Source organism: Yersinia sp. 2545 StPb PI, assembly GCF_052217125.1.
GTDB lineage: Bacteria > Pseudomonadota > Gammaproteobacteria > Enterobacterales > Enterobacteriaceae > Yersinia > Yersinia enterocolitica_E.
The window spans coordinates 2,377,437-2,403,292 of sequence record NZ_JAZGPY010000001.1 but is presented as its reverse complement, the minus strand read 5'-3'; the positions used below and the strand labels follow the sequence as shown (position 1 = coordinate 2,403,292).

The window sequence follows — 25,856 nt, the reverse complement described above, 5'->3', positions numbered from 1 at the left end:
TCATCTCTTCCTACAAAAATAGTTCGGAGAACACTATGCATAAATTAACTAAGGCGCTGGCAGTCGTTGGGTTAGCGGCAGTTATGTCACATTCAGCTATTGCCGAAAGCATGAAGTTGGGTTTTCTGGTAAAGCAGCCTGAAGAACCTTGGTTCCAGACCGAATGGAAGTTTGCAGATAAAGCAGGGAAAGATTTAGGTTTTGAAGTGATAAAAATTGCAGTGCCCGATGGTGAGAAAACCTTGAATGCTATCGATAGCCTTGCCGCCAGTGGTGCGAAAGGCTTTGTTATCTGTACACCAGACCCGAAACTGGGGCCGGCCATCGAGGCGAAGGCGCGCAGTTATAACCTGAAAGTGATCGCAGTAGACGACCAATTTGTGAATGCCAAAGGCAAACCGATGGAAAGTGTTCCATTAGTCATGATGGCGGCGACCAAAATTGGTGAGCGTCAAGGACAGGAACTGTGGAAAGAGATGAGTAAACGCGGCTGGCAACCGGGTGAAACGGCGGTAATGGCGATCACTTCTGATGAACTGGACACGGCTCGCCGACGTACCAGTGGGTCAATGGACGCGCTGAAAGCCGCAGGGTTCCCAGAAAAGCAAATCTATAAAGTACCGACCAAATCCAATGATATCCCTGGGGCATTTGATGCCGCCAACTCCATGTTAGTCCAGCATCCTGAAGTAAAAAACTGGCTGATTGTCGGCATGAATGACAACACCGTGTTGGGTGGTGTCCGGGCGACAGAAGGTCAGGGCTTTAAAGCACCCAATGTGATTGGCATTGGTATCAATGGCGTTGATGCAGTCAGTGAACTGTCCAAAGGCCAGGCTACCGGTTTCTATGGTTCTCTGTTACCAAGCCCGGATATTCATGGTTATAAGAGTATCCAGATGCTGAATGACTGGGTGACCAAAGGTGTTGAACCACCGAAATTTACTGAAGTGACTGATGTGGTGCTGATCACCCGGGATAACTTCAAAGTCGAGTTAGAGAAGAAAGGCTTGATGTAATTCCGTTATACCCAACGTCATGGGCGTGGCGGCTAACCCTCTGGCCGCGTCAAATTCGAAGGGTATACACGCTATGGCGCACGGGGGCAGGCTACGGCTTGCCCCAATGGACCACACAGACGGGTGGTACCGTGCGACCCAAACTTTATAAGGAAGCCATCATGTCAGCACTCCATTCTGCGTTACAAGCCGAGCTGGAAGCCGAACAGTCACCTTATCTGGCTTTTTGTGGCATTGGAAAAAGTTTCCCCAGTGTTCAAGCGCTGGATGATATCAGTTTTACCTGTCAGGCCGGTCAAATCCATGCCCTGATGGGAGAGAATGGCGCGGGGAAATCAACCTTGTTGAAAATTCTCAGCGGTAACTACTCACCGACTCAGGGTGAAATTCACATTAAGGGCAAAGTGGTTAATTTTGCCAATACCACCGATGCGCTTGATGCCGGTGTCGCGATCATTTATCAGGAACTGCATTTGGTGCCGGAAATGACGGTGGCAGAAAATATCTATCTGGGCCAATTACCTACCAAGATGGGCATGGTTGATCGCAAATTATTGCGCTATGAATCCAGTTTGCAGCTCTCACATTTGGGGCTGGACATCTCCCCCGATACCCCACTGAAATATCTCTCCATCGGCCAATGGCAGATGGTCGAAATTGCCAAAGCGCTGGCCCGTAATGCCAAAATCATTGCTTTTGATGAGCCGACCAGTTCGCTCTCTGCCAGAGAGATAGAACAACTGTTCCGGGTGATCCGTGAATTACGCGCCGAAGGGCGGGTCATTTTGTATGTATCACACCGGATGGAAGAAATCTTTGCACTGAGTGATGCCATTACGGTGTTTAAAGATGGCCGGTATGTGCGCACGTTTGACGATATGACCCAGGTGAATAACGACTCGCTGGTACAAGCCATGGTTGGGCGCAATTTGGGTGATATTTATGGTTATCAGCCGCGTGAAATAGGGCCAGAGCGTCTTACATTGCAAGAGGTGAAGGCGATTGGGGTGAAATCGCCAATAAGTCTGACCGTCCATCAAGGGGAGATTGTTGGCCTGTTTGGTTTGGTGGGGGCGGGGCGCAGTGAATTACTGAAAGGGTTGTTTGGTGGCACCAGGCTTAGCAGTGGTCAGGTTTTGCTGGATGGCAAGCCACTGACGATTCGTTCACCCATCGATGCCATCACCGCCGGGATCATGTTATGCCCGGAAGACCGTAAAGCAGATGGCATTATTCCGGTTCATTCGGTACAGGACAATATCAATATCAGTGCACGGCGCAAAACACTGACGGCTGGCTGTTTGATCAACAACCGCTGGGAGCAGGAGAATGCGGCACTGCGTATTCAGTCTTTGAATATCAAAACACCCAGCCCTCAACAACTGATTATGAATTTGTCCGGCGGCAACCAGCAGAAAGCCATTTTGGGCCGTTGGTTATCCGAAGATATGAAAGTGATCCTGTTGGATGAGCCAACTCGAGGTATCGACGTTGGGGCTAAACATGAAATCTATAACGTGATTTATCAACTGGCAAAACAGGGTATTGCGGTGCTGTTTGCGTCCAGTGATTTGCCAGAAGTTCTTGGGCTGGCTGACCGAATCGTGGTGATGCGGGAAGGGGCAATCTCTGGTGAGTTAGACCACGGTTCTGCCACTGAAGAACAGGCGTTAAGTCTGGCGATGCTACGCACCCCGAATATTGCTACTGATGCCGCGCCTGCGGTTGCTTGATTGTGAAGGAGTTATCCATGTCCAGCGTTACTTTGAGTTCTGATAAGAAGAACCCGGCATCAACTGAGTTAAAAGGTGGAGCACACAATAGTCAGTCGCAACCACCACAAGATACACCCGCTAAAAGTGGACTAGGACTATCCCGTATTTGGGATAGCTATGGGATGTTGGTAGTTTTCGCGGTGGTATTTATTGGTTGTGTGATATTTGTGCCTAACTTTGGCTCCTTTATCAATATGAAAGGGTTGGGGTTGGCTATCTCGATGTCGGGGATGGTGGCCTGTGGCATGCTGTTTTGTCTGGCATCCGGCGATTTTGACTTATCCGTCGCCTCAGTCATTGCCTGTGCGGGGGTAACGACGGCAGTTGTTATCAATATGACCGAAAATATGTGGCTGGGGGTAGGCGCCGGTTTGTTACTGGGCGCGCTATGCGGGCTGATCAATGGTTTTGTGATTGCCAGATTGAAAATTAACGCCTTGATCACCACGTTGGCGACGATGCAGATTGTTCGCGGCCTGGCCTATATCATCTCTGATGGTAAAGCGGTGGGTATCGAGGATGAGCGTTTCTTCGCATTGGGTTACACCAATTGGCTCGGTTTGCCAGCTCCTATCTGGATTACTATTGCCTGTCTGGCCTTGTTTGGCTTCTTGTTAAACAAAACTACCTTTGGCCGCAATACCCTGGCTATCGGGGGCAACGAAGATGCGGCGCGCCTGGCGGGGGTGCCGGTAGTTCGCACTAAAATCATCATTTTTGTCTTATCGGGTTTGGTATCGGCGGCGGCTGGGATCATTTTGGCATCACGGATGACCAGTGGTCAGCCAATGACGTCGATTGGTTATGAGCTGATTGTTATCTCGGCCTGTGTGCTGGGGGGCGTGTCACTGAAAGGTGGGATTGGTAAGATTTCCTATGTTATCGCTGGTATCTTGATTCTGGGGACAGTGGAAAATGCCATGAACCTACTCAATATCTCTCCGTTCTCCCAATATGTGGTCCGTGGTTTGATCCTGCTGGCAGCGGTTATCTTCGACCGTTACAAACAGTTGGCTAAACGGACGGTATAAGTTGCACGGTGACAGAAAAGTCCATAAAAAGCCTATCTGGCTCACAGTTCTGTAATCACTATCGGGCAGCGTGAATTCTGCCCGATAAACTGAAATAAGCACATGTGTTTGCACGCCAATCAGATCAGGACTCCAAGGAGGCTAAATGTACCATCGAATGGTTCAGGAACCGCAACCCAATCCCTTGTTACCGGGCTATACCTTTAATGCCTATCTGGTAGCAGGATTAACCCCGATTCTGGCCGATGGACCACTCGATTTTTTTATCGATAGGCCAGGCGGCATGAAGGGCTATATCCTGAATCTGACCATTAAGGGGCAAGGTAAGATTTTTGACGGTGAGAATACCTTTTACAGCAATCCAGGTGATTTGCTGCTCTTTCCCCCTAAGGCATCACACTATTATGGTCGCTCACCGAACAGTGATTGTTGGTATCACCGTTGGGTCTATTTCCGGCCACGGGCATACTGGGCGGACTGGTTGGAGTGGCATAGCAAAACGCATGAAGTTGGGCGGTTATCTTTGCCTAACAACAACTTATTACTGGAATTTGATCGCCTGTTTGCCAATATTGAACAGACGCAAAAATCAGGACGGCGTTTTGGCGAAGAGTTGGGTATGAATCTACTTGAGCGCTTACTGCTGCGCGCAATGGAAGAAGATCCTCTTAGTCCACAACGCATTATGGACCCTCGAGTGATTGAAGCGTGCCAGTTTATTACCGGCAATTTGGCCGGTGAGCTGCGCATTGACGAAGTTGCACGTCATGTTTGCCTGTCTCCGTCACGTCTGGCACATCTGTTTCGTGAACAAGTTGGTATCAATATATTGCGTTGGCGTGAAGACCAGCGGGTTATTCGGGCTAAGTTATTACTGCAAACCACGCAAGAACCGATTGCCACTATTGGTCGCGTGGTGGGTTACGACGATCAACTCTATTTCTCCCGCGTTTTTCGTAAGCGTGTTGGTGTTAGCCCCAGTGATTTCAGGCGTCGTAGCATTGAAACCAACTACCCGCAACGCAGCCTCCGACAGCCAGAATGGCGGGATAATGCTGAGGCCATAGTGCGAATTTAATCTCGCCACTGACATTCAGCCAAAAATTACCTCTTGTCGCGGGAATCATCATGGTGTCAAATCGATTGATCGACTGATATCAATTGGCAAATATGCTGCGCGAGAGGAAATATAATGGCTGAAAAAATCAAAGTGGGTTTACTGGGCTATGGTTATGCCAGCAAAACGTTCCATGCGCCGCTGATTATGGGCACTCCGGGGCTAGAGCTGGCAGGGGTTTCCAGTAGTGATGCCAGTAAAGTACATGCTGACTGGCCGACAATGACGGTGGTTTCTGACCCCAAAACGTTATTTGATGATCCTTCAATCGATCTTATCGTGATTCCAACCCCGAATGACACTCACTTCCCGCTGGCTCAGCAAGCACTAGCTGCCGGTAAACATGTGGTGGTGGATAAACCGTTTACCGTGACACTGTCACAAGCAAATGAATTGAAGAAACAAGCAGATGAGGCCCACTTATTGCTTTCAGTGTTCCATAATCGCCGTTGGGACAGTGATTTCCTGACGCTGAAAACACTGCTGGCTGAAGGCTCACTGGGGAATGTTGTCTATTTCGAATCTCATTTTGACCGCTATCGCCCGGAGATCCGCCAGCGTTGGCGTGAACAAGCCGGCGCGGGCAGTGGCATTTGGTACGATTTAGGCCCACATCTGTTGGATCAGGCGCTACAACTGTTTGGTTTGCCACAGACGCTAAATGTTGATTTAGGGATGCTGCGCCCCGGTGCGCAATCTGTTGATTATTTCCACGCGGTTCTTAGCTATCCGGGGCAACGGGTAGTGTTACACGGTACGGTGTTAGCCGCAGCAGAAACTGCTCGTTATATCGTGCACGGCATGCAGGGGAGTTACATTAAATTTGGTCTGGACCCACAAGAGGACAGGCTGAAAGCGGGTGAACGTTTGCCACAGGCAGATTGGGGCTACGATATGCGCGATGGAGTAGTGACACTGTCACATGATGGCATCCTCGCTGAGAAACCACTACTGACGTTGCCGGGTAATTATCCTGCTTATTATGCGGGGATCCGTGATGCCATTTTAGGTACTGCTGCCAACCCAGTACCCGCCTCGGAAGCGATAAAAGTAATGGAATTAATTGAACTGGGCATTGCCTCTGATCAACAGAAAAAAACGCTGCCGGTATCGCCAGCAAGTTGATTTTGCAGCCAAATACGCTTATTTGATAGAAACGATAGCCAAAGTCACTGGCGTTGTAGGTAAGCTGCCAGCAGATTTGAACACTGCTGGCAGCGGTCTCACCGAGGCAAGGCCTAAGGATGGGCTGCACAACGCAAACAGCTACCCCCTCTGCAACGTCAAGAACCAAGGTTATATTGAAGGAATACAGTGGCATGTCATGGTTACAACGCTTACGGATAGATAAATTTTTATTAGTGCTGATTCTGGTCGTTATTATTGCTTCTATTTTCCCTTGTGAAGGGGAAGTTAAGGTGTGGTTCGAACACCTGACGACCGCGGCCATTGCACTATTATTCTTTATGCACGGTGCCAAGTTATCCCGCGCCGCCATAGTTTCAGGCATGGGGCATTGGAAACTGCATCTGGTGGTGTTTCTCAGCACCTTTGCCTTATTCCCGCTGTTAGGGTTGGGAATGAATGTGTTGGTACCCGGCGTGTTAACACCAACACTGTATCTGGGTTTCCTCTATTTGTGCGCGTTACCTGCCACGGTTCAGTCAGCTATTGCCTATACCTCCGTCGCGGGAGGTAACGTGGCGGCGGCAATTTGTAGCGCCTCGGCATCCAGTATTTTGGGGGTTTTCCTGTCACCGCTGCTGGTGGGCATGTTGATGCATACCCAAGGGGGTGATACCGACACGTTGCATGCGATAGGTTCTATTATCATGCAACTGATGGTGCCATTCATTGTTGGGCATTTATCGCGCCCACTGATAGCTAAATGGGTTGAGCGCCATAAAAAACTGGTTAATATCACTGACCGGTCATCCATTCTATTAGTGGTGTATGTCGCGTTCAGTGAAGCCGTGGTGCAGGGGATTTGGCATCAAATTGATGGTTGGTCACTGCTGGCAATTCTGGTCTGTTCGATGGTGCTATTGACACTGGTATTAGTCATTAACACCATGGCAGCCCGCTGGCTGGGCTTCAATACTGCCGATGAAATCACCATTGTGTTTTGCGGATCGAAGAAGAGCCTCGCCAATGGTATCCCGATGGCTAACGTGTTGTTTCCCGCCTCAGTAGTCGGTGTGATGGTATTACCCTTGATGATATTCCATCAGGTTCAATTGATGGTATGTGCCGTCCTGGCACAGCGTTACGCGAAACGCGTCGCCAGAGAGCATGCCGAGGCGACTGAATCTTTGGCGACGGCGGCGCGGGCAGAAACTAAGTAGCCGGTTGCGATCTGCAATAAAAAACGCCGCTACTTCTATGAAATACCGGCGTTTTTAGTTAATTCCTGACCGATTTAGCCACGGATTTTATCGCGCAGTGCCTGTTTTTCCTGCTCGGTGATAAATGCCATCGTCAGGCCATTTTGTTGTGCCTGGCGGATTTCTTGCGCTGTTAGGCCAGCAGCAGGTGCGGCAATGTGATATTCATTAGCAATTTCAATCCCTTGTACCGCAGGGTCATCGGTGTTGATCGATGCCATTACGCCATGGCGCAGAAAGGTTGCCAGCGGGTGAGTGGCTAACGAAGAGACGGTACTGGTCTGAATATTAGAGGTCAGGCAGGATTCGATCCCAATGTTGTGTTCAGCCAAATAATCCATCAATTTGCTATCTTCAATGGCTTTCACACCGTGACCAATACGTTCAGCACCTAACTCACGGATAGCTTGCCAGATACTTTCTGGGCCAGCGGCTTCACCGGCATGGACGGTAATACGCAGGCCCGCATCGCGTGCGCGATTAAAGTGACTGCGGAACAAACCGCCAGGGAAGCCCAGTTCGTCACCGGCCAGATCCAACGCAGTAATCCCCTCGCGATGTGCCAGTAAACCATCAAGTTCTTGCAAACAAGCTTGTTCACCGAAAGTGCGGCTGAGGATCCCAATCAGGCGGATATCAATATCAAAATCACGACAACCGGACTGCACCCCATCAATGACGGCCTCGACCACACCGGCGACCGGCAATTGGTGTTTCATTGCCATATAGAAGGGTGAAAAGCGCAGTTCGGCATAATGCAAACCGGCATTAGCGGCATCTTCGACATTCTCGTAGGCCACACGGCGGCAAGCATCAAGTGAGGCCAACACCGCAACCCCCCAATCCAGCTTTTGCAGGAAGCTGACTAGATCTGGCTCAGTTTTAGTGATTTGCACATGCGGGCGCAGTTCGGCTAGTTCATCAGCCGGCAGGGCCAGATTAAATTGGCGACCCAGGTCCAAAATAGTTTGCGCACGGATATTGCCATCAAGGTGGCGGTGAATGTCGGTCAGGGGGAGGCGGGGATCAATCATGCTGTGCACTCACTTTTTATCAGAAGTAGATTCTTGTAGGTAAAGTGCAGAACATTATAAAAACAAATGAATGAAAATATCCACTGCGTTGCATAAAAAAGTGACATAAATCACAAATTGACATGGGCGGACAATATCGCCCGCCCATGACGCCGGCTTTAATTTCAACTATTTATTGCGATTCAACTGCGACCAATCTTTTTTCAGTGCGCACTACCAGCAGATAAGTGAGGATAAATGACAGGCCGAGCGACAAGGTGACACCCAATAGGATGTAGATAAAGTAAGGGCCAATATAGGCCGGTAAGCTGAATATACTTGATAAAATATAGCCGTACAGCCTTACGCCGAAAAAGGCGATAAATGCAGAGGCAATCGAGCTGCTTATCGTCGTGGCAATAAAGGCTTTTTTGTATTTGGTTAGCACACCAAACAGTGCGGGTTCTGTAATGCCCAATAAGCCAGAAACGGCGGCAGACAGCACCACGGTTTTTTCTTGCCGGGTTTTGACATGGAAATAGATAGCAAATGTTGAACCCGCAATGGCCATGTTTGCCATAAACATCATTGGCATTAACATATCAAAACCTTTGTCGGTAAAGTTTTGCAATGCAATGGGGGTCATGGCGTGATGCATTCCGGTAAGAATAGCAATCGGGCGAATGGCACCGACGATAAAACCAGCAAATACCGATGAGATATCAAATAATCCCTGAATACCGAATGCCAGCAGTTTGCCTAAATAAATGCCGGCCGGGCCGATAAACGTCAATGAAACCAATGCGGTGATAAAAAGGGTTAGTGTCGGGGTAAATACTGTTTTCAGCACATCGGGCATAATTTTATCGACCCAACGGTGAATATAACTCAGCGCCAGAATTGAGAAAATAACGGGGATAACACTGGCAGAATAGTTAAATACCGATACCGGCACGATATCCATAAAATAGATGACACTCACCGCGCCCGGGGTATGAGTGGCCAGCGCTTTGGCGGCATCAATGAGTGTGGGATACATCAGGCAGGCTGCCACCGCCGCTGCCAGATATTCATTAGTTTTAAATATCTTAGCCGCAGAAACGGCAAGGAAGAACGGCAGGAAATAGAATACCCCGCTGGCAATTAAATCGATAATCATCACGGTGTCGCTTTTGGCTGAGATGATTTTTAAGGCGATCAACCCTGCCAGTAAACCTTTAATCATCCCCGCCCCGGCAATCGCCGGAACGATAGGGCCGAATACCCCAGAAACGGTATCCATAAACAGTGAAACCAGACTTTTCCGTGCTTTAGGTGTTATTGCCGTAGTCGCGCTTGAGGGAACATTCTCATCAGGTGACATATTATCAACAATATCTTGATACCAGGCATTTACCTGTGGGCCGATAATGATCTGTACTTGATCACTTTGATTTTGCGCACCTAATACACCGGGTAATTGTTTGATTTTCTGCCATTCGACTTTACTATCATCAATTAAATCAAAACGCAGCCGTGTCATACAATGCCAGACTTTATTTATATTATCCTGACCACCGACCAGTTTAATTATTAACTGACATACCTCAGTCCTTCCCATAAAACCCTCGCACCTGAGCCATTATTTTTATTCACTGTGAATGATAATAAGTTTACTGAAAGTTAAAAACAAACCAATAAATCATGGGTTACATCACATTATTCGATGGTTAGGGTGTTCTTAGATGCTTTTTCTATTAATTGGTATGGTTTTTTGCGGTAATTTGCGTAATTCACGAACCAAAAAAAACATTTAAATTTTAGGTTTACAAGCTCAGTGTAAATAAGGTGAAATTAGCGAATACGTCATACGAATTTATTTATTCATGCATCATTGGTTGCCACGTTGAAGAGTCGCAATCTGAGTGTTGTAAAGGAGCATTGCATGCAACCCACGTTGATAACTGGCATTGAATGTCAGATAACCCGGCCCGATCGCCATAATTTAGTTGTGGTTAAGATTGAAACTAATAAAGGGATTGTTGGCCTGGGTTGCGCCACATTTCAGCAGCGCCCCCTTGCCGTTAAAGTGATGGTGGATGAATATCTCCGGCCACTATTACTGGGGCGTGACGCTAATAATATTGAAGATTTGTGGCAGATGATGATGGTCAATGCCTATTGGCGAAATGGGCCGGTGATCAATAACGCGATTGCCGGGATTGATATGGCATTATGGGATATTAAAGGCAAGCTGGCGGATATGCCGCTCTACCAACTGTTTGGTGGCAAATCTAAAGATGCCATTGCCACCTATAGTCATGCCGCCAGTGACTCACTGGATGGGTTGTATGTTGAGGTGGATAACTTGCTGGCGCAAGGTTATCGGCATATCCGCTGCCAGTTGGGGTTCTATGGGGGGAATGCTCAGGATCTGCATGCGACCCGCCAGCCAACAATCGGCGCATACTACGATCAAGACCAATATATGGATAACACGTTGGCGATGTTTAAAGCGCTACGCGAAAAATACGGCAATCAATTCCATATTTTACATGATGTGCATGAGCGCTTATTCCCACAACAAGCGGTTCAATTCGCCAAGCAGTTAGAAGCTTATCGCCCTTATTATATTGAAGATATTTTGCCGCCGAATCAGAACGAATGGCTGGAACAGATCCGTAATCAAACCGCGGTACCACTTGCTACGGGTGAATTATTTAACAATCCGGCAGAGTGGAAAGACTTGATAATCAATCGCCGGATCGACTTCCTGCGTTGTCATGTATCACAGATTGGCGGAATTACCCCGGCATTAAAACTTGGCAGCTTCTGTCAGAGTTTTGGGGTTCGCCTGGCATGGCATTGCCCGCCAGATATGACACCGATTGGTGCTGCGGTTAACACCCATTTAAATATCTATTTGCACAATGCAGCAATTCAGGAGTTCGTGGCCTATCCGGCGAATACCCTGAGTGTATTTCCGGGCGCCGTTCAGCCGACAGAAGGCTATTTGTATCCAATTGAACAGGCGGGGATAGGTGTTGATTTTGATACTCGTTTAGCCGATGAATTCCCGGTTGTTTATCGGCCTCATGAATGGACACAAAGCCGTTTGCCTAACGGAACAATTCATACACCATAGTGGGTCTGAGCTGATTCAGCTCTGGCGGAACTTCAGGTTATCCTGATTAAACGGAATAATATAGGTGCAGGAATAGTCGATATCCACGATATCACTGAATGTGTATACGCGACCATCCTGCAAAATGCCTCGGTTCAGGATATGCATGGCGGCAATACCTTTTTTGCATCCAAGCAGTTCAGCTTGTTCTTTATTGATATTAATCGCCTGATAATGGGTTAATGCATGGGACAGGCGATAGCCTTTGCTGAGAATATATTGCTGTATCGAGCTTTCAATGACTTTTTGGTTCAAATCAGGGAAAGCGGAGACTGGCATGCGCGAATTTTCGATTTGAACCTTACGATTATCAATGTAACGCAAACGTGAGAATGCCCAGATAAAATCATCCGCGCTAAGGTTAAAGATCTGTTGTTCTTCATTATCAGGGCGGCGTTTATGCAGATTAATTAAACGAAAACTGATTTGGTTAAATTTCTTTTCGGTAATTGAATTGTATACCAGTGGGTTATTACCCACGCCGGGATTAATGAAGATCCCTGCACCTTGCACCTTGCACCATATGCACGGCACCAATGGCTGCCAGCTTCTCTAACGCTTTGCGTATGGTAAAACGTGACACGCCATATTCCTCTGCTAACTGGCGTTCCGGCGGCAATTTCTCAGGTAATTTCTCGCCAGACTGATACATTTTACTCAGCAAGTCCTGAGCAATAAATTCTTTCTTTTTCATTTGGTTGTCCAGCACAGATAAACCTAGCCGCGTGATAGTAGTATATCGATTATTGACGTTATCGGCAGCGGGAAAGATGAGATGGGGAGGGAGAGAAACGCCACTCAAGGCATCAAGTGGCGTAATACACGATGCTGTTTTACTTAACTGCCGTTATTGCCCTGCAAAAAACGAATAGCGTTAATCAGCTTATCCATACCGGCTTCGACCTTGCTGCGGGAACAGCCTACATTCAGACGTAAAAAGCCACGCCCCTCTTCGCCATAGGTAAAACCGGGCATAATGGCGACTTTCTCTTTCTCAATCAGCACCTCTTGCAACTGATGGTCATCAATGTTCAAGGGGCGTAGGTCTATCCATGCCAGATAGGTTGCTTGCGGTGGCTGCCAGTTTAATGCCGGGAACGCCACATTAAGGCGCTGTGCCACATAAACCAGATTGGCTTGCAAATAACTGCGTAGCTCATCCAACCATGGTTGCGCCTGCTGGTAAGCCGCAATGTGCGCCACAATGGCCAGTACCGCCGGAGAGGATAGTCCATCACGGCCTTTCAACATTTGAGTGTAGATATCACGGGTTTCACTGTCACTGATAAAACCGTATGCACCGGTTAAGGCGGGGATATTGAATGTTTTGGAACCCGAGGTCAGCAGCGCCCACGGAGTCTGACCTACCTCACTCCAAGGGGTATGCACCTGATTGTCCCAGGTCATATCCATATGGATCTCATCGCTGATAACGCGGACCTGATGGCGTTCACACAGTTCGGCCATTTGCGCCAGCTCCTGTGGTGTCCAGACTTTCCCTGTTGGATTATGCGGACTACACAACAGCAGCACTTTCGTCTGTGGCCGCGCCAACAGTGCCTCCAGATGTGCCATATCACATTGCCACTGGTTATCTACTTTGTGCAGCGGGCAGCTAAGTAGCTGGCGCTGATTACCGAGAATGACTTTATAGAAGGCGTCATAGGCAGGGGTGTGGGTAACGACGAAATCACCGGGCGCAGACCAACAGCGGATTAGCTGAGCGACCATATAGATAACTGACGGGCCGTAGACCGCCATTGAGGTATCGATATGGCAATGAAACCGTTGCAGATACCAATGACGAATTGCACCAAGGAAATCTTCATGCTGCCAGCGGCTATAGCCCAACACACCGTGGGCTATCCGCTGATTCAGCGCTTGCAGAATCACCGGTGCGGTAGGGAAGTCCATATCAGAAATGGTAAAAGGCAACAGGTCAGCAGCACCAAAACGGTCGGCAATATAATCCCATTGGGTACACCAAGTGCCGTGACGATCGACAGGCGTGGAGAAATCAAACATCAGCATCTCGCTTATCAAATATACCCTTGGTCCTTGAAGTTGCGGGGAGTTTCGGCACCTGTTACTCGGCCCATCCCTGGGACCTCAGGCGAGGCCGCTGCAAATCACGCTCAAATCGATTCCCGACCGATTTTTCATTTGCTGTGGCCTACCTGCAACGCCAATAACCTTGGGTATAATTTTTCATGTAACTGGTATTTAGGTAACGGCGCTTAGCGAATTACCGTCCTAAGGCGTCGCAAACTGAGTACTGCTTATCAGTGAGTCTAATTCATCTTTCACCGATTGCACTTGTGGACCAATAACAACTTGCAGATTATGGTCATTCAGTTGAATAACGCCAATGGCGCGGTTGGCTTTTAACGCCTCTTTATCCACCAAACTCATATCTTTAACTGACATCCGCAAACGGGTAATACAGTTATCCAGCGAGACAATGTTATCTGCACCACCCAGCGCATGAAGAATAGCAGGGGAGTTATAACCGGATTTACCGGTTGCAGCGCCATAAGTGGCTTTTTCTGCATTGCTGCTAGCGGTGGTTTCGCTTTCGCGGCCTGGTGTTTTGATATTGAAGTGCTGAATAGCAAAACGGAAAATCATGTAGTACGCCACGAACCAGATCCCGGCAACCACTGGCACCCAATACCATTTAGTCGCAGTGCCATGCAGAATACCAAATACCACGAAATCAATGATATTACCGTCGGTATTACCAATGGTGACACCCAGCAACGCCATCACAGTAAAGCCCAAACCGGTCAGGATCGCATGGATCAAATACAGGAACGGTGCTACAAACAGGAACAGGAATTCAATCGGTTCGGTGGTACCGCCAATCACACAAGCCACAACACCGGAAATCAACAACCCTTTAATTTTATGTCGATTTTCAGGCTTGGCACAGTGATACATGGCTAGCGCAGCACCCGGCAGGCCACCGAGGAAGGCGGGCATTTTGCCTTGAGATAGGAAGCGAGTCGCACTTTCTGAGAAGCCGGTGGTGGTTGGACAAGATAACTGAGCCTGGAATATTGTCAGTGCACCACTCACGCTGTGACCACAAACATCCATGGTTCCGCCCGCTTCAGTAAAGCGGATCAATGCCACCAAAATATGGTGCAGGCCAAACGGCAGCAATAGACGTTCGCCACTGCCGAAAATCATCGGCCCGAACATGCCGGCACCGTTAATCAGGCGACCCAGACCGGTGATGCCGGCGGCGAAAAATGGCCAGATCAGCGGGATCAACAACCCCACCAGCCCGAGCACTACCGTCGTCACTATCGGCACAAAGCGAGTACCGCCAAAGAAGGCTAATGCATCAGGTAAGCGAATGGTGTTGAAGCGTTCATGCAGTAAATAAACAATGACCCCGACAATCACCGCCCCCAGAATCCCGGTGTCGATCGACTGAATACCTAAAATATTTTGAATATTATGGGTTTTCAGGACTAATGGATCGGTGGTTGGCAACACACCGCTGGTGGTGAGGTAAAAGTTGGTCGCCAGATTCAGCACGGCAAAGCCGACGAAACCAGAGAAGGCGGCTACACCCTTATTTTCGCGCGCCATACCCAGCGGGATAGCAATGGCAAACATTACGGGCAGGAAACTAAAGGCAAATGAACCCACCTTGCTCATCCAGGTAAATAGTAGCTGGAAGGCAGGATGACCAATTACCGGTAATAGGGTGATGACATCTTTACTGCTGAGTGAACTGCCGATACCCAGCATGATCCCACAGAAGGAGAGCAAGGCGACCGGCAGCATGAAGGTTTTCCCTAAACTCTGGAAAAACTCCCACAGCGTAATTTTTTGTTTTTTTACCGCTGACATAGTGACTCCTGTTTTTCAAAACGCCTGATGTTAAAAATGTCTGCTCTAACCACCGCGCTTCTTAATACGGTGTGTTTATCGATAAATGGCGACTATTTCGCCTCCCTGTCTGGAGGTTAAACAAGATAAAACGTTTAACCCAGATAATATGAGTGATATGTCACAATTACTGATCCTACTTCTGTATTAGAGTAAATCATTAGATTAAACGTTTAACTTGGCTTGTTTATCCGCGGGTATGACCATTAAAAAAATCACAATTACCGATGTGGCTAAGTTTGCCGGCGTCTCAGTGGCGACAGTTTCATTAGCTATAAGTGGCAAAGGGCGTATCTCTGTGGCAACCGCTGACCGGGTCAATCAGGCAATCGAACAGTTAGGTTATGTGCGTAACCGCCAGGCGGCACAATTACGCGGTGGTGAGTCCGGCGTGATTGGCTTGATTGTGCGCGATATCGGCGATCCGTTTTATGCCGCAATGACAGCGGGTTTAAGTGAAGCAATTGAAGCTGAAGGAAAATTGCTGTTTCTGACGCAAAGTGGTCGTGAGGGCAAGGGGTTATTACGTTGCTTCGATACACTTATTGATCAAGGTGTTGACGGCTTGGTGCTGGGGGGCGGCGCCAAACGTGAGATGGGATTGCAGGAGAAGGCGGCAGAGCATGATATCCCATTGATTTGCGCGGCACGGTCGAATGTGTTGGAAGGTGTGGATGTCGTGCGCCCTGATAATATGCAGGCGGCTAAAATGGCCACTGAGTTTTTGATTGGCCGTGGTCACCGGCAAATTGCCTACCTTGGCGGACACTCGCATTCATTGACGCGGGCAGAGCGCTTGGGAGGCTTCTGCGCCACCTTGGTTCAATATGGCCTGCCATTTCGTTCTGAATGGGTGGTTGAATGTGACGGGCAACAGCAGGCGGCGGCAGATGCGGCAGAAGAGCTGTTACGTTATCACCCCAATGTCAGTGCCATCATTTGTCATCAGGCATCAGTGGCATTGGGGGCTTACTTTGGTATCTTACGCACCGGTCGGACTATTGGTAGTGCTGGTGTAGACACCTATCTGGATCAACAAGTGGCACTGATTGGTTTTGGTGACGTGCCGGCAGCCGAATTAACCGAACCACCACTCACCTTTATCACCAGTTCCGCCAGAGAAATTGGTTACAGTGCCGGGCAGCGGTTACTCCAGCGTATTGCCGGTGTTGACCTGCAACTGCAAAATGTCATATTACCGCCGGTGTTGATCCGCCGAGGGTCTGCTTGATCATGCCTGATCTTGGGGGTTATTCATTAACGCCAAAGCATCGACATCGCCCGCGGTAATCAGATGCAGGTTGCGGCTGATATCTTCTATCGGCCAGTCCCACCAAGCAATAGCCTCGAGTTTAGCTATCGTTACTGGTGGGAAGCGGCTCTTAATCACGGTTGCCGGGTTGCCCCCCACAATGCTATAAGCCGGTACATCACGCGTCACTACCGCTCGTGATGAAATGATGGCACCATTGCCGATGGTCACACCTGGCATGATAAGTACGTCATAACCAATCCAAACATCATTTCCAACGCAGGTATCGCCTTTATAGGGCAGTTCATCCATTGATGGCGTGACGCGCTCCCAACCATTGCCAAAAATATTGAAAGGATAAGTCGAAATACCTGAAATTTTATGATTGGCGCCATTCATGATGAATTGAACCCCGCGTGCCAGCGCGCAGAATTTGCCAATAATCAGTTTGTCACCAATAAACGGGTAGTGATAGAGCACGTTGCGCTCAAAGTTTTCCGAATCTTGTGGATCGTCGTAATAGGTATAATCCCCGATAATAATATTCGGGTTGTTCGTTGTATTTTTGATAAAGCAAACCTGCGGAAAGCCTAGCATAGGGTGCTTGCAGTCGGGGTTGGGGCCGGTCATAAGTTTATCTGTCATTGCAACCTCCTGCGTACTGTTTGGATCCAGAGATAAAAAAACGGAGCCATCAGGCTCCGTTCTATGTGTTATTACTGCGACTTATTGCAACAACTATTGTGCCGGAACCGCAGGTTCTGCTGGGGTTGCTGGCATCTCTTCTGGTGCGCTGCCGGTGTCTTCTTCAGCAGGTGCCCCGCCAAACATACCAAACAGGCCAACAAACTCTTGCAGTGACATTTTCTGGCCATTCAAATTGACCTGATTATCAGCAAAATGGAAGCTGCTGCTGATAACATCATCTTTGGTGGTGGTCAGTTTAAACATCTGGCCCATAGCGGCAATGCCTTGAACCTGTTGTTGTGCCAGCTTCTGAGCTTCTTCCGGGCTGTAGCCTTGCAGGCGTGCGGCCTGGGTCGTCAACTCAGTTGCCATTGGCATCGGGATAGTCAGGGTTGCGTCAACTTTCTTCACTGACTGTGCTAACAGGGGTTCTGCACTTGCTTTAGTCTGCGCCGGATCAACCAAGTCGATATTCAGGGTAAAGGTACTTTCCCCTTTAGCGTTTTTCCAGCTCAGTGGCGTAATGCTCACAGTTGGATTGCCTTTTAACAGCCCTGGAAGATTGGCAATTAACATCTCAGTCATTTGCTCTTGATAGGCAACAGGATCGAGATTTTCACCAGCCTGAACGGCTTTCAGCACTTGTTGATTATACGCGCTGGTGAACTGCTTCAGGTTTTGGCCATCAAGCTTGTCAAAGGCAAAGGCTAATTTACCGGAACCGAAATCATTACCCTGAATTTTTAATGCATCGAGGGTGTAGCTCAGTTTGCCGTTCAGGTCTTTATCCGTTTCACCCAATTGGGTATTAAGGTTAAAGCCAACCAGTGTTGCCATCTCTTTGCCATCAAGACTGAAACCAATTTGCTTGATAGCGACTTGCTGATCACCAATGCTGAGATCAAATTTACCCATTTTGCTGTCACTTTTCAGCGTCAGGCCCTGCACGCTGAATTGTTCCAGTTGGTCCCACTGATTTTTGCTGGTGAAGACGATATTCTCGCTGCTACCACTCATCTTCACATTACGCATATCGCGCGAAACATCGGCATCAATGGTAGCACCAGAGAATTTCATGCTGGTGGTATTTTGCTGATAGTCGATAGGAATAAAGGTAATGGCGGAAGAGGTATCACCGCTGTATGAAATGCGTGAATCCGCAGTAAACGGTGATTGGCCCTTGGTAACATCAAATAGCTTTTTCAATGCAGGGGTATTGGCAAGTTCGGTATGTACCGATGCCATGCTCGGGATCAAATTGAATTTCTTCAACTGCGCGAACGGGAATGGGCCGTGATCGATAGTTTCGATAAAAGCGATTTCATCACCGTCTTTTAACGCTTTTTCACCCACTACACTGCTATCTGCTTGCAGCACATAGCGAACCTGGCTACGGAACAAACCACGTTGGTAATCTGTATAGGCGAGTTTGACACCGGCTTTAGGCAGCAATGTTCTGATCTGCCCGTTTGCGGTGTTAACCAGCTCGCCCATCCGTTGTTCAATCAGTTTGCCGGTATACCATGAGGCTCCAGTCCATGCTGCGCCAAGTACGACAATGACGCTGACAGCCACTAACGATTTTTTCATTGTTCTGTTCATCCTTTTCTAATACACCAAATTCACTATGTTGAACGCGGTAATGAGTTGCTGGTGAAAAACCACCCAAGAGAATGCCTGAAAAACAGTATTCACCAAATTAATATAGGCATAGATTAACCGGACACAAATATTATTGCGACGATAACTATCCTGAAACGGCAAGCGCGAGTTCTGCGTAATAACAAAACCCCGTCATTGCGACTATGGAATCTATCTATCACGACAGCAAAAAGCCAGTTATTGACAACAAAATGAGTGACTTCGTTCAGTCTGCGTTGTAAACACGCGCAATAGAGCCAATTCCTTGCACTGTAACCGGTGATTCATTCGCCGGGATAAAACAGGATTCGCCTGGTTGTAGTGTTATTTCCTGCTGCTGTTTTTTCAATACCGCCTGACCCTGAATACAAAACACAATTGCCGCACTAGGTTGTGCCAACACTTGAGTCTCGGCCGTTACTGTATGCAGTGAAAAAGCAAAATCCTCAACAGGGATAGGGAAGGCCAGTTCATTGCCTTGCTGTTTTGGCGTGGTCAGCAGAGTATCAGCCGGTTTGGGGATAAATTGCAGATTGGCCATCAGTTCGGGAATATCGATAAACTTGGGTGTCAGGCCCGCGCGTAATACGTTATCGGAGTTTGCCATCACCTCTAGTGCCACGCCGTGGAGGTAGGCGTGCGGTGTTTCAGCATACAGGAACATGGCTTCACCCGGTTGCAGGGTCACGACATTTAGCAATAAGGGGGAGAACAAGCCGCTGTCATCAGGGTAAAAACGCGAGATACTGCGGATGGTATCCCAAGGTTCACCTAACTGGTTATTTAAGGCTGCTTTCAAAATTCCCAGCGCGAGCGTTTTTGGGTCACCAGCCAAACTCAGCAAACTGGCAAACAGAGCCGCTAAGTGTTCAGTATCCGGTTCGCGCAGGAATGCGGCGATATCGGGATGCGCTGCCGCCAAGGGGTGGAGTAATGCCTGAATATCTTCCAGTGTACGGAAACCATTCATAGCCTGAAAGGGTGTTAGCGCATAGACCAGCTCCGGCTTATGGTTGGCATCTTTATAATTTCTTTCGCCGGCATCCAGTGGGATACCCGCCTGATTCTCTTTGGCAAAACCAATTTCGGCGGCGGTTTTACTGGGATGAACCTGAATCGATAACGGTTGTGCCGCACAAAGTACTTTGAACAGGAATGGTAGCTCACCAAAACGGTTGAAAACATCATGGCCCAGATTAGCATCGGGATCTTGTTCGATCACATCACGCAATGAATGCCACTGGCCGTTAGCATCTGCCACCTGTGAGCTGCTCTTCGGATGCGCGCCCATCCACAGTTCAGCCATCGGTTTCCCCTGTGGATTTGCTATGCCATAAAGCTGAGTGAGGGCGTCAGTACTGCCCCAAGCGTAGTTTTGCACTGCATTCTTCATCTTTTGCATATTTACGTTCTGCCGTTTGTTAAGGGCCAAATTAAGGGTTACACACAAATCAGTTATTTTATATGACTAATCGCGCCTGGCCCTGCCGCCCAATAAAATTGTCCCTTAGTAAACAATGGCGCTACGGGGGTTGCAAGTAGTAATCGGAGGGTGGGGGGGCCAATTGAACGAAAACGGGCACTACTGCCGTTTAATGTCGCGAAGAGGGCGTAACATCGACGCCCTTATTTAGGAAAGTGAGAAAACCGCTAAGGTAAATACGGCGAAAATCACCGAGCAAAAGATAGCGCTTGCCCTTGCCATCCAGTGGTACGCAGGAATTGTTCCCAGGTTAAACTGGCCGGATTTACTTGTCGGCTCCAAAGCAGATCTCGCTCTTTACGGAAGTAACCGTACTCTACCGTATACTCAGCCATACCGATTACCTCATCCACTAATCCCCCAATGCTGGAAAATGTGGGGAAGTGTTGACATAGCTCCTCACGTGTAAACGCCGAGCTGTAGCGGGCTTTTTTCCCCGTGACACGGCTAAACGTTTCAACCATCTCTTTGGGTGAAATGATCTCCCCGATAACAGGCAAAGATTGGCTCGCGTACAGGTCCTTATCATCAAAAATCGCTAACACCGCTGGGCCGGTCGCTGTCAATGGGTCGACAAAAGGTGCGCAAAAATCTTCAGGTAGATAGAGAGGAAAGACTAAAGTATCTCCTTCCATTCGTGGCTGATAGAACTCAAGTAGATTAGTGTAAAAAAACGCCATGTAGATAAATGAACTGGTGACGGGCAGTGTACGAATGTAGCTCTCAACCCGGCTCTTATCGGTAAAGTGTGGCACCCACTTTTTCCCTTCGGTAATCTTTTCTACGTTTTCCAGACTAGAGAATACAATATGTTTTACCCCCGCTTCGACGGCGGCATCTGCTATTTGTTTACCTAACGCTGTTTCGTGTGTTTCCGCGTGGCTTGCCTGCGGCGTGATAGCGGGCGTCATCAGAAACGCGCCATATGCCCCTTTAAATGCTTGAACAAACGTCTCTTTATGGCCCAACTCTAGCGGCACTGCCATGAGTTCTGCACCCTGAAGCGCCAGCTCTTGCGCTTCAGGGGAATCTACCCGCCGCGTTAACGCGCGTACTCGGTAGCGCTGACTCTCTAGTAGCGTGCGCACCACACTACGCCCTTGTTTACTCAATGCTCCCACCACTGTGATGAGTGGTTTGCTATTCGATAACATCAACTGTCTCCTGATCATCCCTACAACATGAACTTGCATTATGATGACGGCTGAGGGATAAGAGAAATCGATTGTTTTATATTAAGGAATCCACCAAATGGATACCACACGGATAGACCTAAACCTGTTGGTCACCCTGGAAGCTTTGCTTGCTGAACAGAATGTAACGAAGGCCGCAGCGCGACTTAATCTCAGCCAGCCCGCAGTTAGTGCGCAACTGAATCGCTTGAGAGAGGTATTTGACGACCCTTTGCTGGTTCCTGCGCGACGGGGGATGACGCCGACTGCAAAAGCGCTGGAGTTACTTACTCCGCTGCGTGCGTCTTTGGACCAACTGCGCCGCACGCTGCAATCGCACAAGGATTTTTATCCCGAGCGGGCTCAACTGACGGTCACCATTGCTGGTACTGACTACATACAGGCTGCGGTCGTCATGCCGCTGGTTTTGGCCTTACGGCAAAGATCACCGGGGGTCCGCATTGCCGTTCGTCACTATAATCCGAGCCAGTTGGAACAACAGTTGGCCAGTGGCGAGGTTGATATAGCGGTTATTACACAAGGTGCCTATCATGCGCGTCTAAGAGCACGCCATTTGTTCGATGAAACTTATGTACTCATCGGGCGGAAGGACCACCCGGGGCTTAGAGACAAGTTAACAATGGCAGATTTTAGCCAACTAGAGCATGTCATTGTTTCACCTTCTGGGGGCAGCTTCACCACACCAATAGACGATGCTCTGGCGGCATTCGGATTTCAACGTAATGTTGTTATGTCGGCAGCGTCATTCCTTTTTGTTCCTGAGATAGTCGCCACTAGCGACCTTGTTGCTTTAATTCCACGGCGATTGTGGCAAGTGCAGGGGCAGCCGGATCGATTCACGATGGTTGAGGTTGGCTGGCTTGCGGAGCAATTTGATGTCAGCTTAGTTTGGCATGAGCGCAGTCATAGTCATGCTGGCCATGGTTGGATCCGAGATTTGATGGTTGAACTGAGTGGTCACAAGGATGAGTGTGCTAATTAGCGGTGTGTTTTAGCCGCAGGCTCGTTATGAGAATATTGATCACAAAATGATATAAATGCGAATCAATCGCATAAAGATGACAGCAAATGTGCCATGATAGTTGTCATGTCGCCAGTGAGACTGGTATGACAATACCTCAACCGTTCAGTTCTACATGCTAAGGAGACCGTGATGGCGACCACCCGCAGTGAAAAAGACTCTATGGGGCCTATCGATGTACCAGCAAATCAATTATGGGGCGCACAAACCCAGCGTTCACTGGAACATTTCCGTATCTCGCAAGAAAAAATGCCGACGGCACTGATCCATGCTCTGGCACTGACCAAACGGGCAGCGGCGCAGGTCAACATGGATTTAGGGCTACTACCAGCCGAACGGGCAAAAGCCATCATGCGCGCCGCAGATGAAGTTCTGGAAGAGTGTCATCCGAGTGAGTTTCCACTGTCTATCTGGCAAACCGGGTCTGGTACCCAGACCAACATGAATATGAATGAGGTTTTGGCGAACCGTGCCAGTGAGTTGTTAGGTGGCGAGCGCGGAAACAATCGGTTAGTACATCCTAATGATGATGTAAATAAAAGCCAAAGTTCAAATGATGTCTTCCCAACGGCGATGCATGTTGCTGCGGTTATCGGGTTGCGGCAACATTTGTTACCGGAACTCAAAACATTGCAGGAGACTCTGGCACACAAAGCGGACGCCTTTCGCGATATCGTGAAGATTGGACGGACGCATTTGCAAGATGCTACGCCATTGACCTTAGGGCAGGAGATATCAGGCTGGGTGGCGATGCTATCTCACAGCGTGCAGCATATTGAAGCGACTATTCCTCATCTGTGTGAGTTGGCGTTAGGGGGGACGGCGGTAGGAACCGGGCTGAATACCCATCCAGAATATGCCGTGCGAGTAGCCAAAGAGATTGCGGCGCTTACCCATCAACCATTTATCACTGCGCCTAATAAGTTTGAGTCATTAGCGGCTTGTGATGCATTAGTTCATGGTCATGGGGCTTTAAAAGGACTTGCGGCTTCATTGATGAAAATTGCCAACGATGTGCGCTGGTTGTCCTCCGGCCCTCGCTGTGGCATTGGTGAAATCGCGATTCCTGAGAATGAACCGGGCAGTTCAATCATGCCTGGCAAAGTGAATCCGACACAGTGTGAAGCCATGACGATGTTATGCGCACAGGTTATGGGTAACGACGTGGCCATCAATATTGGTGGAGCATCCGGTAATTTTGAGTTGAACGTCTTCCGCCCGTTGGTGATTCATAACTTCCTGCAATCAATTCGTTTGCTGGCCGATGGTATGCGCGGTTTTAATGAACATTGCGCGGTGGGTATTGAGCCAAATCGTGACCGTATAACGCAGTTACTGAATGAGTCTTTGATGTTAGTTACCGCGTTGAATACCCATATTGGTTATGACAAAGCTGCCGAGATTGCCAAAAAGGCCCATAAAGAAGGGCTTACACTCAAAGCTGCCGCCTTGAAATTAGGCTATCTGACCGGAGAACAGTTTGATGAATGGGTCAAGCCGGAAGATATGGTTGGCAGTATGAAATAACGGCCAGCCAAACAAACGATTAACGCCGGTCCTTATGACTGGCGTTTTTTACGGATAAAAAACCGGTGTTATCAACCGTCAAACTCAGATCTCCGTTTTCTATACGGCAGCTACTATCAGCAATACAACTTGTCTAAAGGAAACATCGATGGATGAGAACCATAAAGAATTCAGCAGGGAAAGTTTTATCGTTACGACAGACAAATCTCGCTTCGATATTCATGCTATGCACGCATTTTTAACATGCTCTTCCTGGGCTCCAGGAATTGATCTGGAAACGGTCAGACTTTCCGTTAAAAATAGCCTTTGTTTTGGACTGTTTGATGGAAAAAGACAGATTGGGTTTGCCCGTCTGGTCACTGATTATGCCACTTTTGGCTATTTATGTGATGTGTATGTGCTTGAAGAGTACCAGGGATTAGGTTTAGCAAAGTGGCTGGTCGAATGCAGTCAGGCTCATCCGGTTACAACCAGCCTTAGACGGATTATGCTCGTTACGGACACTGCCGCTTTCCTTTATAAAAAGACTGGTTTTCAGGCGATCAATCGTCACGACTTTGTATGGCAGATAAACCGTCCAGATATCTATCTTAAAAAATGTATATGAATTCGTTATGGTTATTGCCCGTACTGGAATTGATCTTGGCAACGCATTATTTATTCAACGTCGATATACAGATGCAGCCTTGGCACCAGTAACCGCAGAGGTTTGGCATCCGGCTTATATTTATGCTTAATTTGGTTGATATCGTAGTCTATTAACTCACCTAACTTAGGCAATTCCGCCGCTGATTGTACCTGGCAAAAAGCAATTAACGGCATAGGGCAGGGGTGCTGCACTTGCTTTTGCTGTTCCTGATACCAAACTCGTGCGATAGGCTGCACTTTTACTGGCCGCTTAATCTTCAGGCGGGTATTTTCAGGTAAACGTTTTACATCATTAATTTCCAAGCTAATTAATTCCATCCACTGTTCGCGGCTAAAAGGCGGCACCGCGCGCCCGGCATTAAGGCTTTTATTCAGTTGAACTAAGATCTCTTCACGGGTGACATTCTTAATTATATGTTTGTTGGCCCAGCCGAAACGCACAGAACTAGGATTGATGAGTGGAGTAATGGTGCGGTAAGTATTTAAGGTAATCAGACCATGCAAATGGGTATGCACAAACTCGAAACGTTGCTCACTCGGTAAGCCAGACTCGACGGTTATGATATGTTCCAACTCATTTTTCAACTGATTAATCTGAGCAATAGTATTTTCACATTCCCCCAGTTGCTTATCACTCACGCTGAAACACAGTACCCCGGGTAAGCGCAGGGCCGCTTTACTGCTCGCATTTTGCCCCTGATGATGAATAAACAACCGCTGGTAATGTTGTAACCCCAGTTCTTTTGCTTTATTACCGACTTTTGCAGTAACGCTGATTTTCTCAATAGGTTGATGTTCGGTACCTTTTTCAATTTCAGGCAGCGAAAATACACGGGCTGCGAGTAGGGGGAGCGCATTAAGTTGCTGGTGGAGATGATCTAATGCAATTTCCAGTGCAGCAAAACTGCCATTCATTCGCTCAATCAAATCATACTTAGCCATTATCTTTTCCAATTAAGCTGATTTTAGTTACAACATACATTGTGTCATATCAGTAAA

At 48.3% G+C, this 25,856-nt stretch carries 20 protein-coding genes and 1 pseudogene; 11 read left to right on the top strand and 10 right to left on the bottom strand.

Going from position 1 to position 25,856, the window contains the following annotated elements:
• Window positions 1-35 precede the first annotated feature (35 nt).
• The 6 genes from V1955_RS11150 to V1955_RS11125 all read left to right on the top strand — a co-directional run bounded on the left by V1955_RS11150 (window position 36) and on the right by V1955_RS11125 (window position 7,287).
• Window positions 36-1,019 (top strand): arabinose ABC transporter substrate-binding protein, encoded by a 984-nt coding sequence (locus tag V1955_RS11150; RefSeq protein WP_083158872.1) that lies wholly within the window; start codon window positions 36-38, stop codon window positions 1,017-1,019.
• Between the two features lie 161 nt (window positions 1,020-1,180).
• Complete coding sequence (araG, locus tag V1955_RS11145; RefSeq protein ID WP_442820897.1) at window positions 1,181-2,752, top strand: L-arabinose ABC transporter ATP-binding protein AraG; 1,572 nt, start codon at window positions 1,181-1,183, stop codon at window positions 2,750-2,752.
• A 17-nt stretch (window positions 2,753-2,769) separates the two neighbouring features.
• The gene (gene araH / locus V1955_RS11140) at window positions 2,770-3,825 is read left to right on the top strand and encodes an L-arabinose ABC transporter permease AraH (protein WP_102970410.1); all 1,056 of its coding nucleotides are present in this window, start codon (window positions 2,770-2,772) and stop codon (window positions 3,823-3,825) included.
• 145 nt (window positions 3,826-3,970) lie between these two features.
• Window positions 3,971-4,903: an arabinose operon transcriptional regulator AraC gene (gene araC, locus V1955_RS11135; RefSeq protein ID WP_083158871.1), complete on the top strand. Its 933-nt coding sequence runs from the start codon at window positions 3,971-3,973 to the stop codon at window positions 4,901-4,903.
• A 114-nt stretch (window positions 4,904-5,017) separates the two neighbouring features.
• A complete protein-coding gene (locus V1955_RS11130; RefSeq protein ID WP_083158870.1) occupies window positions 5,018-6,067 on the top strand; it encodes an oxidoreductase in 1,050 nt (349 codons plus the stop codon).
• 194 nt (window positions 6,068-6,261) lie between these two features.
• On the top strand, window positions 6,262-7,287 hold the full coding sequence (locus V1955_RS11125; protein WP_083158869.1) for a bile acid:sodium symporter family protein: 1,026 nt from the start codon (window positions 6,262-6,264) through the stop codon (window positions 7,285-7,287).
• A 74-nt stretch (window positions 7,288-7,361) separates the two neighbouring features.
• Here V1955_RS11125 and add read toward each other — a convergent pair whose 3' ends face one another.
• Window positions 7,362-8,360 (bottom strand): adenosine deaminase, encoded by a 999-nt coding sequence (gene add, locus V1955_RS11120; protein ID WP_083158868.1) that lies wholly within the window; start codon window positions 8,358-8,360, stop codon window positions 7,362-7,364.
• A gap of 172 nt (window positions 8,361-8,532) precedes the next feature.
• Window positions 8,533-9,939, bottom strand: a complete 1,407-nt coding sequence (locus V1955_RS11115) for a PTS transporter subunit EIIC (RefSeq protein WP_083158867.1) — start codon at window positions 9,937-9,939, stop codon at window positions 8,533-8,535.
• A gap of 324 nt (window positions 9,940-10,263) precedes the next feature.
• Between V1955_RS11115 and V1955_RS11110 the strand changes: the two genes are divergently transcribed.
• Window positions 10,264-11,463, top strand: a complete 1,200-nt coding sequence (locus V1955_RS11110) for an enolase C-terminal domain-like protein (RefSeq protein ID WP_083158866.1) — start codon at window positions 10,264-10,266, stop codon at window positions 11,461-11,463.
• A gap of 15 nt (window positions 11,464-11,478) precedes the next feature.
• Here V1955_RS11110 and V1955_RS11105 read toward each other — a convergent pair.
• The 3 genes and pseudogenes from V1955_RS11105 to malX all read right to left on the bottom strand — a co-directional run bounded on the left by V1955_RS11105 (window position 11,479) and on the right by malX (window position 15,366).
• Window positions 11,479-12,196, bottom strand: a pseudogene (locus tag V1955_RS11105) (GntR family transcriptional regulator).
• A gap of 143 nt (window positions 12,197-12,339) precedes the next feature.
• Window positions 12,340-13,527, bottom strand: a complete 1,188-nt coding sequence (locus V1955_RS11100) for a MalY/PatB family protein (protein WP_442820896.1) — start codon at window positions 13,525-13,527, stop codon at window positions 12,340-12,342.
• 228 nt (window positions 13,528-13,755) lie between these two features.
• A complete protein-coding gene (gene malX, locus V1955_RS11095; protein WP_083158863.1) occupies window positions 13,756-15,366 on the bottom strand; it encodes a maltose/glucose-specific PTS transporter subunit IIBC in 1,611 nt (536 codons plus the stop codon).
• A 238-nt stretch (window positions 15,367-15,604) separates the two neighbouring features.
• Between malX and malI the strand changes: the two genes are divergently transcribed.
• Window positions 15,605-16,636, top strand: a complete 1,032-nt coding sequence (malI, locus tag V1955_RS11090) for a Mal regulon transcriptional regulator MalI (protein ID WP_442820895.1) — start codon at window positions 15,605-15,607, stop codon at window positions 16,634-16,636.
• Here the strand turns inward: malI and vat(F) are convergent, their stop codons facing one another.
• The 4 genes from vat(F) to V1955_RS11070 form a co-directional block, all read right to left on the bottom strand.
• Complete coding sequence (gene vat(F) / locus V1955_RS11085) at window positions 16,637-17,302, bottom strand: streptogramin A O-acetyltransferase Vat(F) (RefSeq protein WP_083158861.1); 666 nt, start codon at window positions 17,300-17,302, stop codon at window positions 16,637-16,639.
• A gap of 93 nt (window positions 17,303-17,395) precedes the next feature.
• Entirely contained in the window at window positions 17,396-18,934 is a 1,539-nt protein-coding gene (locus tag V1955_RS11080; protein WP_420073078.1) for a YdgA family protein, read from the bottom strand.
• A gap of 277 nt (window positions 18,935-19,211) precedes the next feature.
• Complete coding sequence (manA, locus tag V1955_RS11075; RefSeq protein ID WP_442820894.1) at window positions 19,212-20,387, bottom strand: mannose-6-phosphate isomerase; 1,176 nt, start codon at window positions 20,385-20,387, stop codon at window positions 19,212-19,214.
• A 269-nt stretch (window positions 20,388-20,656) separates the two neighbouring features.
• Window positions 20,657-21,622, bottom strand: coding sequence for an NmrA/HSCARG family protein (locus tag V1955_RS11070; RefSeq protein ID WP_442820893.1), 966 nt, complete (start codon window positions 21,620-21,622; stop codon window positions 20,657-20,659).
• Between the two features lie 97 nt (window positions 21,623-21,719).
• On the opposite strand from V1955_RS11070, the gene V1955_RS11065 reads away from it, so the two are divergent.
• The 3 genes from V1955_RS11065 to V1955_RS11055 all read left to right on the top strand — a co-directional run bounded on the left by V1955_RS11065 (window position 21,720) and on the right by V1955_RS11055 (window position 24,816).
• Window positions 21,720-22,643: a LysR family transcriptional regulator gene (locus V1955_RS11065; protein ID WP_083158857.1), complete on the top strand. Its 924-nt coding sequence runs from the start codon at window positions 21,720-21,722 to the stop codon at window positions 22,641-22,643.
• Window positions 22,644-22,814: 171 nt separating this feature from the next.
• On the top strand, window positions 22,815-24,209 hold the full coding sequence (gene fumC / locus V1955_RS11060) for a class II fumarate hydratase (RefSeq protein ID WP_372569178.1): 1,395 nt from the start codon (window positions 22,815-22,817) through the stop codon (window positions 24,207-24,209).
• A gap of 148 nt (window positions 24,210-24,357) precedes the next feature.
• The gene (locus V1955_RS11055; RefSeq protein ID WP_083158855.1) at window positions 24,358-24,816 is read left to right on the top strand and encodes a GNAT family N-acetyltransferase; all 459 of its coding nucleotides are present in this window, start codon (window positions 24,358-24,360) and stop codon (window positions 24,814-24,816) included.
• A gap of 50 nt (window positions 24,817-24,866) precedes the next feature.
• Here V1955_RS11055 and tus read toward each other — a convergent pair whose 3' ends face one another.
• Complete coding sequence (tus, locus tag V1955_RS11050) at window positions 24,867-25,799, bottom strand: DNA replication terminus site-binding protein (protein ID WP_083158854.1); 933 nt, start codon at window positions 25,797-25,799, stop codon at window positions 24,867-24,869.
• Window positions 25,800-25,856: the final 57 nt, after the last annotated feature.